8 protein-coding genes are annotated in these 8876 nt (G+C 74.0%); 4 read left to right on the forward strand and 4 right to left on the reverse strand.

From position 1 onward, the window contains the following. The first annotated feature begins 102 nt into the window (after positions 1-102). Positions 103-1872 carry a CocE/NonD family hydrolase gene (locus E0F75_RS26750; RefSeq protein WP_229313416.1) on the forward strand — a complete coding sequence of 590 codons (1770 nt, stop codon included), beginning with the start codon at positions 103-105 and terminating at the stop codon, positions 1870-1872. Here the strand turns inward: E0F75_RS26750 and E0F75_RS26755 are convergent. Together E0F75_RS26755 and E0F75_RS26760 are read right to left on the reverse strand one after the other, a co-directional pair. Beyond that, on the reverse strand, positions 1869-2972 hold the full coding sequence (locus E0F75_RS26755; protein ID WP_229313418.1) for an adenosine deaminase: 1104 nt from the start codon (positions 2970-2972) through the stop codon (positions 1869-1871). The genes E0F75_RS26750 and E0F75_RS26755 overlap by 4 nt on opposite strands. Before the next feature lie 253 nt (positions 2973-3225). Next, on the reverse strand, positions 3226-3987 hold the full coding sequence (locus E0F75_RS26760) for a GntR family transcriptional regulator (protein WP_229313419.1): 762 nt from the start codon (positions 3985-3987) through the stop codon (positions 3226-3228). Positions 3988-4222: 235 nt separating this feature from the next. Here E0F75_RS26760 and E0F75_RS26765 point away from each other — a divergent pair, with 235 nt between their 5' ends. Together E0F75_RS26765 and E0F75_RS26770 are read left to right on the forward strand one after the other, a co-directional pair. Then, positions 4223-4474, forward strand: a complete 252-nt coding sequence (locus E0F75_RS26765) for a lipopolysaccharide assembly protein LapA domain-containing protein (RefSeq protein WP_229313421.1) — start codon at positions 4223-4225, stop codon at positions 4472-4474. Next, positions 4471-4821 (forward strand): hypothetical protein, encoded by a 351-nt coding sequence (locus E0F75_RS26770; RefSeq protein ID WP_229313423.1) that lies wholly within the window; start codon positions 4471-4473, stop codon positions 4819-4821. Before E0F75_RS26765 ends, E0F75_RS26770 begins: the two co-directional genes overlap by 4 nt. Before the next feature lie 90 nt (positions 4822-4911). Here the strand turns inward: E0F75_RS26770 and E0F75_RS26775 are convergent, their stop codons facing one another. Further along, positions 4912-5244, reverse strand: coding sequence for a DUF6204 family protein (locus E0F75_RS26775; protein ID WP_030320174.1), 333 nt, complete (start codon positions 5242-5244; stop codon positions 4912-4914). Positions 5245-5424: 180 nt separating this feature from the next. On the opposite strand from E0F75_RS26775, the gene E0F75_RS26780 reads away from it, so the two are divergent. After that, positions 5425-7443 carry a DUF5107 domain-containing protein gene (locus E0F75_RS26780; protein WP_229313425.1) on the forward strand — a complete coding sequence of 673 codons (2019 nt, stop codon included), beginning with the start codon at positions 5425-5427 and terminating at the stop codon, positions 7441-7443. A 285-nt stretch (positions 7444-7728) separates the two neighbouring features. Here the strand turns inward: E0F75_RS26780 and E0F75_RS26785 are convergent, their stop codons facing one another. Then, on the reverse strand, positions 7729-8688 hold the full coding sequence (locus E0F75_RS26785) for a YafY family protein (protein ID WP_229313427.1): 960 nt from the start codon (positions 8686-8688) through the stop codon (positions 7729-7731). Positions 8689-8876 lie beyond the last annotated feature (188 nt).

Raw genomic sequence — 8876 nt, forward strand, 5'->3', positions numbered from 1 at the left:
TGACGGGCTCTTACACGTGTCACAGCATGGGCGCTGCCCGGGTGTCTACCAGCCGGTAGGTGCCGTGGGTCTCTCGGCGTCGTCCTCAGCGTGGAGGTCTCTGTGTCCCGTGCCGTGCCCCGATCCCGCAAGGTCCTCGCGCTCGTGGCCGGAGCCGCCGCGCTTGCCGGGCCGCTGACGCTCGCCGCGCCCGCGAGTGGCGCCGAGGCCCCGTACAGCGTCACTCCGCTGCGCTTCACCGTCGAGGCCGGTGGGCGGAGTTGTGCCGTCGACGCCGACCTGTACCGGCCCGCCGGGGTGGACGCCGCGCATCCCGCGCCCGCCGTCCTCGCCACCAACGGCTTCGGCGGCAGCAAGAGCGACGGTTCCACCGACGCCATCGGCAGGGCCTTCGCCGAGCGTGGCTATGTCGGTCTCGTCTACTCCGGCCTCGGTTTCGGGAAGTCCGGCTGCCTGATCTCCCTCGATGACCCCGAGATCGACGGCCGCGCCGCCGCCCGGCTCGTCGACTTCCTCGCCGGCGGCCGGGCCGCCGACGACGGCACCCGCGCCGACTTCGTCGTCCGCGACGGCGCGGGCGACCCGCGCGTCGGCATGATCGGCGGCTCCTACGGCGGGGCCGTACAGCTCGCGGCCGCCTCCGTCGACCCCCGTATCGACGCCCTCGTCCCCCTCATCACCTGGAACGACCTCGCCTACTCCCTCGCCCCCAACGCCGCCGACCGCGCCACCCCCGGCGTCTTCAAGTGGCAGTGGGCGAACGGCTTCTACCTGATGGGCGAGGGACAGCCGCTGCTCGTCCCCTCCCTCGACCCCAGCCGGATCAACTCGCTCCGCTGTCTGCACTTCGTCACCGACGCCTGCGACACCGTGCGGCTCCTCAACTCCGGCCGCTACCCCAAGGCCGAGACCGAGAAGATGCTCGCCTACGCCCGCAGCGTCTCCCCGGTCTCGTACATCGACCGGATCACCGCCCCCACCCTGATCGTCCAGGGCCAGGCCGACACCCTCTTCACCCTCAACGAGGCGAACGCCACCTACGACCGGCTCCGCGAGCGCGGTGTCGACACCCGGATGATCTGGCAGTCCTGGGGACACAGCGGCGGCCAGAAGCCCGGCGAACTCGACCTGGGACAGGGCAACCTGGAGGGAAGCTACGTCGGACAGCGGATCCTCGGATGGTTCGACCGGTACCTGCGGAAGAACCCGGCCGCCGACACCGGGCCCGCCTTCGCCTGGTACCGCGACTGGCAGAGCGGCTACGGCACCGCCGCCGGGGTGCCGGCGCTCAGCCGGCGGCTGTACCTCTCCGGCGACGGCAAGCTCGTCGACAACCGTACGAAGGTCGCCCGGGGCTCGCGCACCTACAGCAACTGGCTCTTCCCGACGAGCCATTCCGAATCCTCGCTCGCCGGGACGATCGGACTGCCCGACCCCCGGCCGTACGACACCGCCGGCACCTACCTCGGCTGGACCAGCGCCCCGCTCACCGCGCCCGTCGACCTCGTCGGCGCCCCGAGGGCCACCCTGAAGGTGGACTCGCCGGCCGCCGAGCGCGTCCAGGGCTCCGGCGACGCCGCCGACAAGCTCGTGCTCTTCGCCAAGCTCTACGACGTCGCCCCCGACGGCACCAAGACCCTGGTCAACCGCCTCGTCGCACCGGTCCGGGTGCCGGACGTCACCCGCCCCTTCACGGTCGAGCTGCCCGCCGTCGTCCACCGCTACGAGGCCGGCCACCGGCTGGAGCTGGTGATCGCCGGGAGCGACACGGCGTACTCCGGCAACCGCGGCATCAAGCCGGTGACCGTCGTCGGCGCCCCCGGAGACCCGGGGACGCTCGAACTGCCCCTGATCCAGGGCGGGGCGGGTTAGACCGACACGGCCCGGAGCGTCGCGTACCCGGGGCGGACGACCTCGTCGATCAGCCGCTGCCGCTCCGGCAGCGGCAGGAAGGCGGCCTCCAGAGCGGCGACCGTGAACTCCTCGAAGACCTCGGGACCGTAACCGAAGGCGTCCACCATGTGCTGGAACTCCTCGCTCATGGTGGTGCCGGAGACCAGCCGGTTGTCCGTGTTGAGCGTGATCCGGAAGCCCAGACGGCGCAGCTCGTCGATCGGGTGCGAGGCGTAGTCCTTCGCGGCGCCCGTCTGGAGGTTGGACGTCGGGCAGACCTCCAGGGCGATCCGGTTGTCCCGGACGTACGAGGCGAGACGGCCCAGCGTGCCGTCCTCGGAGATGTCGTCCGTGATCCGCACGCCGTGGCCGATCCGCTCGGTGCCGCAGACCTGCACGGCCTCGTGGATCGACTCCGCGCCGACGGCCTCGCCCGCGTGGATCGTGAAGTGGCAGTTCTCCCGCTTCAGGTGCTGGAAGGCGGGGAGGTGGCGGGCCGGCGGGTTGCCGATCTCGCCGCCGGCGATGTCGAAGCCGGCCACGCCCTTGTCCCGGTGCGCGACCGTGAGCCGTGCGATCTCCAGGGAGCGGTCCGTGTGGCGCATGCCCGTGAGGAGGGTGCGGACGGTGATACGGCCGCCGGAGCGGCGCTCGCCCTCACGGAAACCGTCGTTGACGGCCTCGACGACCTCGTCGAGGGTCAGACCGCCCTCCAGGTGCTGCTCGGGGGCGTAGCGGATCTCGGCGTAGACGACACCGTCCGCCGCGAGGTCCTCGGCGCACTCGGCCGCGATGCGCGTGAGCGCCTCGCGGGTCTGCATCACCGCGCAGGTGTGGGCGAAGGTCTCCAGGTAGCGCTCCAGCGAACCGGAGTCGGCCGCGTCCCGGAACCAGACCGCGAGCGCGGCGGGGTCCTCGGTCGGCAGCGCGGTGTAGCCGCACTCCCGTGCCAGCTCGACTATGGTCGCGGCGCGCAGCCCACCGTCGAGGTGGTCGTGGAGGACGGCCTTGGGGGCCCGGCGGATCCACTCGGAGACGGTGGCGGCGGCAGGCGTGGCAGGGTTGTCAGACAAGTGCATGGCGGGGAAGTGTACGCCACGGGGGACGGGCCCGCTGTGACGGGCCCGACAGGGGGTTGGGGCGGGGGTCCCGGGCGGGGTGCGGAGCGGGTCCCGGGCGGGGTGCGGCGGGAGCCCTGGAGGCGGTGCTCCGGGAGGCCCGGGCGGCCTTCCGGAGCCTCCGTTCGCGGGTGGCCCCGTCCGGCGGATCGGGGCCGGGCAGGACCTGGGGGTGTCCTGTCGATCAGGCCGGGCTCGCGACGCCCGGCACCGCCTAGTGCGACTGCAGGACGGGCAGCGCCGGGGCGCCCGTCGGGAGCATGTGCTTCGCGGCCAGGACCGGGGTCTCGCCGACCCGGACGACCTGGGTGACCAGCACGGCCGGGGTGTCCGCGGGCCGCCCCAGCTGGTCCCCGCGCCGCCGCCCGAGCAGCGTCGCCGTGATGCCGCTGTGTGCGGTGAGCGCCGTCTCCCGCGAGGCCCCGAGCAGGACCGAGAGCATGGAGACGGCGGGCCCGCGCGCGGTGCGCTCCTCCGTCGCCCGCAGGGCCCGGGCGAACTCCGGGTGCACCCGGTCGAGCAGCTCGTCGGCCGCCGCCCACTCATGGCTCAGCGCCGCCGCCGTACCCTCCCCGGTCAGCACGGACTCCCAGAACCGCAGCTCCGCGCGGGCCGGGGCGAGCAGGTGCTGGGTGGTGAAGTCGGTCGGTTCCTCGACCGTCCGCAGCAGCGCCCGCACCCGCAGCGGCGCGCCCGTGCCGATCAGCTCCTCCAGCGGCTGGACGTGCTCGAACCCGCGCCGGGGCGGCCGGTCGTTGACCGTCCGGCCCACCCCACGGCGTACGGTCAGCAGACCGTCCTCCTGGAGCAGCAGCAGCGCCTCGCGCAGGGCGGGCCGGCTCACGCCCAGCTCGGCGGCGAGTTTCGGCTCGGAGGGGAGCGTCGAGCCCGGCGGGTAGGTGCCGTCGTGGACGGCGTCCGCGATCCGCTCGTAGAGCGCCACGACCGGCCGCCGCCGCTGTCCGCTGACCGCCACGGCCGCTCCTCGTCTCGGTTCGGATGGATCTGGTGGATCTTGTGTTCCGGAGGGTCCCGGTGGGTCCCGTACCCCGGTTCCGACGGTGTCAGGGACCACGGTAGTCGGCCCACGTTGTCTGACAAGTCACCCGTACGGCTCTCCTCGCCGTCACGGTGAGGCTCCGCTCACCTCATTCTGGTCCCACGGCTGTGGCCGGGTACGACCGACGGCACGACGGAGGAGAGGGCCGGGCATGAGTCCGAACGAGACGTCACGGACATCGGGCGGGGGTGCGTCCCGGTTCACCGAAGCCCTCACCCCGGGCCGGATCGGGATGGCCGTGCTCGCCATCGTCACCCTCGTCTTCATCTTCCAGAACACCCGGGAGGTCAAGATCCGGCTTCTCGTCCCCGAGGTGTCCATGCCGCTGTATCTGGCCCTGCTCGCGACCGCGCTCATCGGCGCCGCCTGCGGCTACTACGTCGCGGCCCGGAGGCGGAAGTGAAGCGGCGCGCCGTCGTGGGCGCGGGCGCCGTCCTCGCGCTCGCGGCCGTCGCCGTCACCTCGACGGAGGAGGCCGCCGCGGCCGACGACGGGGCCGGCACCCGCCCGGTGCCCGACTTCCTCGGCCGCGGCCTGTGGCGGGTCTTCACCCGGCTGGACCGCCGCACCCGGCTCGACGTCCACGACGTGAGCGGGCGGGACCGACGGGTGCTCTGGCCGCCGCGGTGGCAGGTCGTCACGCAGTACCCGGCGGCGGGCACGGGCCTCGACCGCCGCACCACCGTCATGATCGGAGTCGTACGGAAGGGGGAGAGCTGCCCGCCCCGGGTGCGCATGGCGCGGCGCTGAGGGCCCGGCACCGCTGGGCGGTCCCACGGCTGACGGCCCGGCACCGCTGCTGGGCGGGCCCCAGGCCTGACGGCGCCCGCCCGACTCCGCTCAGCGCTTGTAGTTGATCTTCATCGTGTCGAGGTCGGTCACCGTCGACCGCAGCCCCTTGTAACCGTGCCCGAGCTCCCCGAGCGCGGTCTCCACCCGCTCCTCCGCGAGCGCGCCCGCCATCTCGTCGCCGTCCTCCGCGTCGGAGACGACGACCAGGCGGTACGAGAAGTGCTTCAGCGTCCGGTCGTAGGCCAGCGAGCCCTCCTCCGTGAACTGCATCGCGGTCAGCCCGTGCGCGTCCACCTCGGCGAGCAGCCGGGCCCGGCTCTCCTCCGACAGACCGTCGAACGTGCCGCGCACGATGACCCGGTAGGTGTGCTGCGTGCCCATTCCTCGTACTCCCTGTGCCCTGGTTCTCCGGCCGCCCGACGGCGTACCGACCTTTCACCCTACGGCGGCGGCCGTCCGGTCCGCCGGGAATTTCCGGTCGCCCCGGCACCCCGGGACCGGCCGAAGCCCGAGGCCGAGAACCCCTGGTCAGGAAGGCCCCCGGGCGTGTTCCATGGGGCGATGACGACCGTACGACGTGCCGTACTGACGCTGCCCGCCGCCCCCTTGGGCCCGGACGGCCCTCTTCCCGCACTGCGGGCCCCCGCCGGCGCCGGGGCCTATGCGGTCGACCCGCGGACCCTCGCGGAACTCCCGCGCGACATGGCCCGGGGCATCGGCCGGGACCCGCTGCGCAGCCTGCTTCCCGCCCCCGTGCGCGACGGCTACGGCCGCGAGCGCACGCCCGCCGACGTCGACACGATCGTGATCGAGAACGACCGGCTCCGGGTGACCGTGCTGCCCGGCCTCGGCGGCCGCGTCCACTCCCTCCACCACAAGCCCACCGGACGCGAACTCCTCTACCGAAACCCGGTGTTCCAGCCGGCCGCGTTCGCCCTCAACGGCGCCTGGTTCTCCGGCGGAGTCGAGTGGAACATCGGGGCCACCGGCCACACCACCCTCTCCTGCTCGCCCCTCCACGCGGCGACCGTCCGCGCACCCGACGGCGGGCCGATGCTCCGTCTCTGGGAGTGGGAGCGACTGCGCGACCTGCCCTTCCAGGTCGACCTCTGGCTCCCGGAAGGCTCCGACTTCCTGTACGTCGGGGTCCGGATACGCAACCCCCACGAGCACACCGCCCCCGTCTACTGGTGGTCCAACATCGCCGTCCCCGAGGACCGCCGTGTCCTTGCTCCCGCCGACGCCGCCTGGCACCACGGGTACGAGCGCGGCCTGAGCCGGGTCCCCGTACCGGTCACCGAGGACGGCACCGACCGCACGTACCCGCTGAACAGCACGCACGCCGCCGACTGGTTCTACGACCTGCCCGAGGGCCGGCGCCGCTGGATCGCCGCCCTCGACACGGACGGCACCGGCCTCGTCCAGACCTCCACCGACCCGCTGCGCGGCCGCAAGCTCTTCGTGTGGGGCACCGGGCGCGGCGGCCGGCGCTGGCAGGACTGGCTGACGGAACCCGGCACCCCCGGCTACGCCGAGATCCAGGCCGGGCTCGCCCGCACCCAGCTGGAACACCTGGAGCTCGCGGGCGGCGCGGAGTTCAGCTGGCTGGAGGCGTACGGCCCGCTCGCCGCCGACCCCGCGACGGTGCTCGGCGACGACTGGACCGCCGCCCGCGCCGACGTCGAGCGCAGCCTGTCCGGCGTACTGCCCCGCGCCGCCGTCGACGCCGCGTACACGGCCTGGCGCGAGGGGGCGGCCGACCTCGCTCCGGAGGAGGTCCTCGCGGCCGGATCCGGCTGGGGAGCGCTCGAAGTCCTGCGTGGGGGATACGAGTTGCCCGGTACGCCGTTCCCGGAGTCGACGCTCGGTCCCGAGCAGGAGCCCTGGCGGGAACTGCTCCGCACCGGCGTCCTTCCACCCCCGGCGGATGGCGCGGCACCCCTGATTGCGCCGCTGGTCGCGTCCCCCTGGCGGGACATGCTGGAGACCGCGCCCGCCGACCCCACGACCGAGTACCAGCTCGGCATCGCCCAGTGGCACGCCGGTGACCGGGCCCAGGCGGTACGGAGCTGGGAGCGGGGACTCAAGGAGGCGACCACGCGCTGGCCACTGCTGTACTGCCTGGCCGTCGCCGACCGGGAGGACGGCCACCCGGAACGCGCCGCCGAGCACTTCACGGAGGCCTTCACCGACCACGAGGCGACGGAGGGCGGCGCGGAGGTCACCACCGACCACGAGGCGACGGAGGGCGGCGCGGATCTCGACGGGGCGCGGGCGCTGGTCGCCGCCGCCCTCGGCCGCGAGGCGCTCGACGCGCTCCTCGCCGTCGACCGGCCCGACCGGGCCCGGACCCTCTGGCACCGGCTGCCGGATTCCGCCCGGCGGCGCGGGGCCTTCCGGCTGCTCGAAGTGCGGCTGCTGCTCGCCGAGGGCCGACAGGACGAGGCGCGGGCCGTCTTCGACGCGGGCTTCGAGGTCGCGGACCTGCGCGAGGGCGCCGAGATCCTGGGCGAGCTCTGGGAGCGGATCACCGACGAACTCCTGCCGGACGCCTACGAGTTCAGGATGCGACCGAGCTGAGGGCGGGGGCCGCCCGGGGGTGCGGTCGCTACCCTGGAGGGGACGGAGACCGTGGGGGAGCGGAGGTCCGGGGATGGCGGCGTGGGCGACACAGGAGTGCCGGTGCGGGCATCCGCGTTTCCGGCACGGGGAACCCCGGTTCTCGGGAACCTGTGACGGCTGCCTCTGCGGATCCTTCGAGCTGCCCCCGGCTCCGGCCCTCGCGGACGAGCCGCCCCCGCCCCCGGAGCGGGACCGCACGCCCCACCCCGGCTGCCCCCTTCAGGACCCGGACTGCATCGGGTATCACGACATCTTCTGAGAGGTCGCACGGAGGAAGCGGGCACCCCACTCCCGGACGTGCGCCGCGAACTCCGGCGGCCCCAGCACCTCGAACTCGGCTCCCACGTTGCCCAGCGCCTGCGTCGGCCAGTCGAGGGACGTCGAGGTCATGGTGAGCCGGCAGCTGTCCCGGCCGACCGGCTCGACCGTGCCCCACCGGCCGACCGTCTGCCGCACCCGCGCGGCGGGCGCGTGGACGAGGACCTCGACCGTGTGAGGCGCCGGGACCCCGCTCGCCGCCCGCACGAAGGCCGCCGCGTCCTCGGCCGGGAGCGGACGCGGCCGGAAGCGGGCCCCGGTCGCCGTCGGCCCGGTCAGCCGGTCGAGCCGGAAGCTGCGCCAGTCGTGCCGGTCCAGGTCGTAGGCGACCAGGTACCAGCGCCCGCCGAGGGCGACGACCCGGTGCGGCTCGACCTCGCGCTCGGTGGCCGCGGAGCCCCTGGCGGTGTAGCCGAACCGCAGCCGCTCCTCGTCCCGGCACGCCTGGGCGACCGTGGTGAGCACCCCCGCCGCGACGGCCGGCCCGGACGCCGTGGCGGAGACGGTCACCGCCCGCAGGGCGTCCACCCGGGCCCGCAGCCGGGGCGGCAGGACCCGCACCACCTTGGTGAGCGCCCGCAGCGACGCGTCCTCGATCCCCGCGATCCCGCTCTGCGCCGCGTCGCCGATGCCGACGGCGAGGGCCACCGCCTCCTCGTCGTCGAGCAGGAGCGGCGGCAGGACGGCGCCGGGCGCGAGCTGGTAGCCGCCGTCCGTGCCACGGGCCGCGCCGACCGGATAGCCGAGCTCGCGCAGCCGGTCGATGTCGCGGCGCAGGGTCCGCTCGGACACCCCGAGCCGTTCGCACAGGTCGGGGCCGGGCCAGTGGCGGTGGGTCTGCAGCAGGGAGAGCAGCCGGAGGGTCCGTGAGCTGGTGTTCGCCATGCCGGAATACTGCCCCGAGTTCCGGCCGGAAAGTGACCGGAAGGGTCCTTAGAGTCGATGTCGAAGGGCCCGTGACGCGACCCATGTGAGGACGAAGAAGTGACCACTCGTGAGACCGAGACCGAGACCGAGACCGAGACCGAGACCGAGACCGAGACCGAGACCGAGACCGAGACCGAGACCGAGAC

This window comes from Streptomyces sp. CB02980 (assembly GCF_014451325.2).
In the GTDB taxonomy this organism is placed as follows: domain Bacteria; phylum Actinomycetota; class Actinomycetes; order Streptomycetales; family Streptomycetaceae; genus Streptomyces.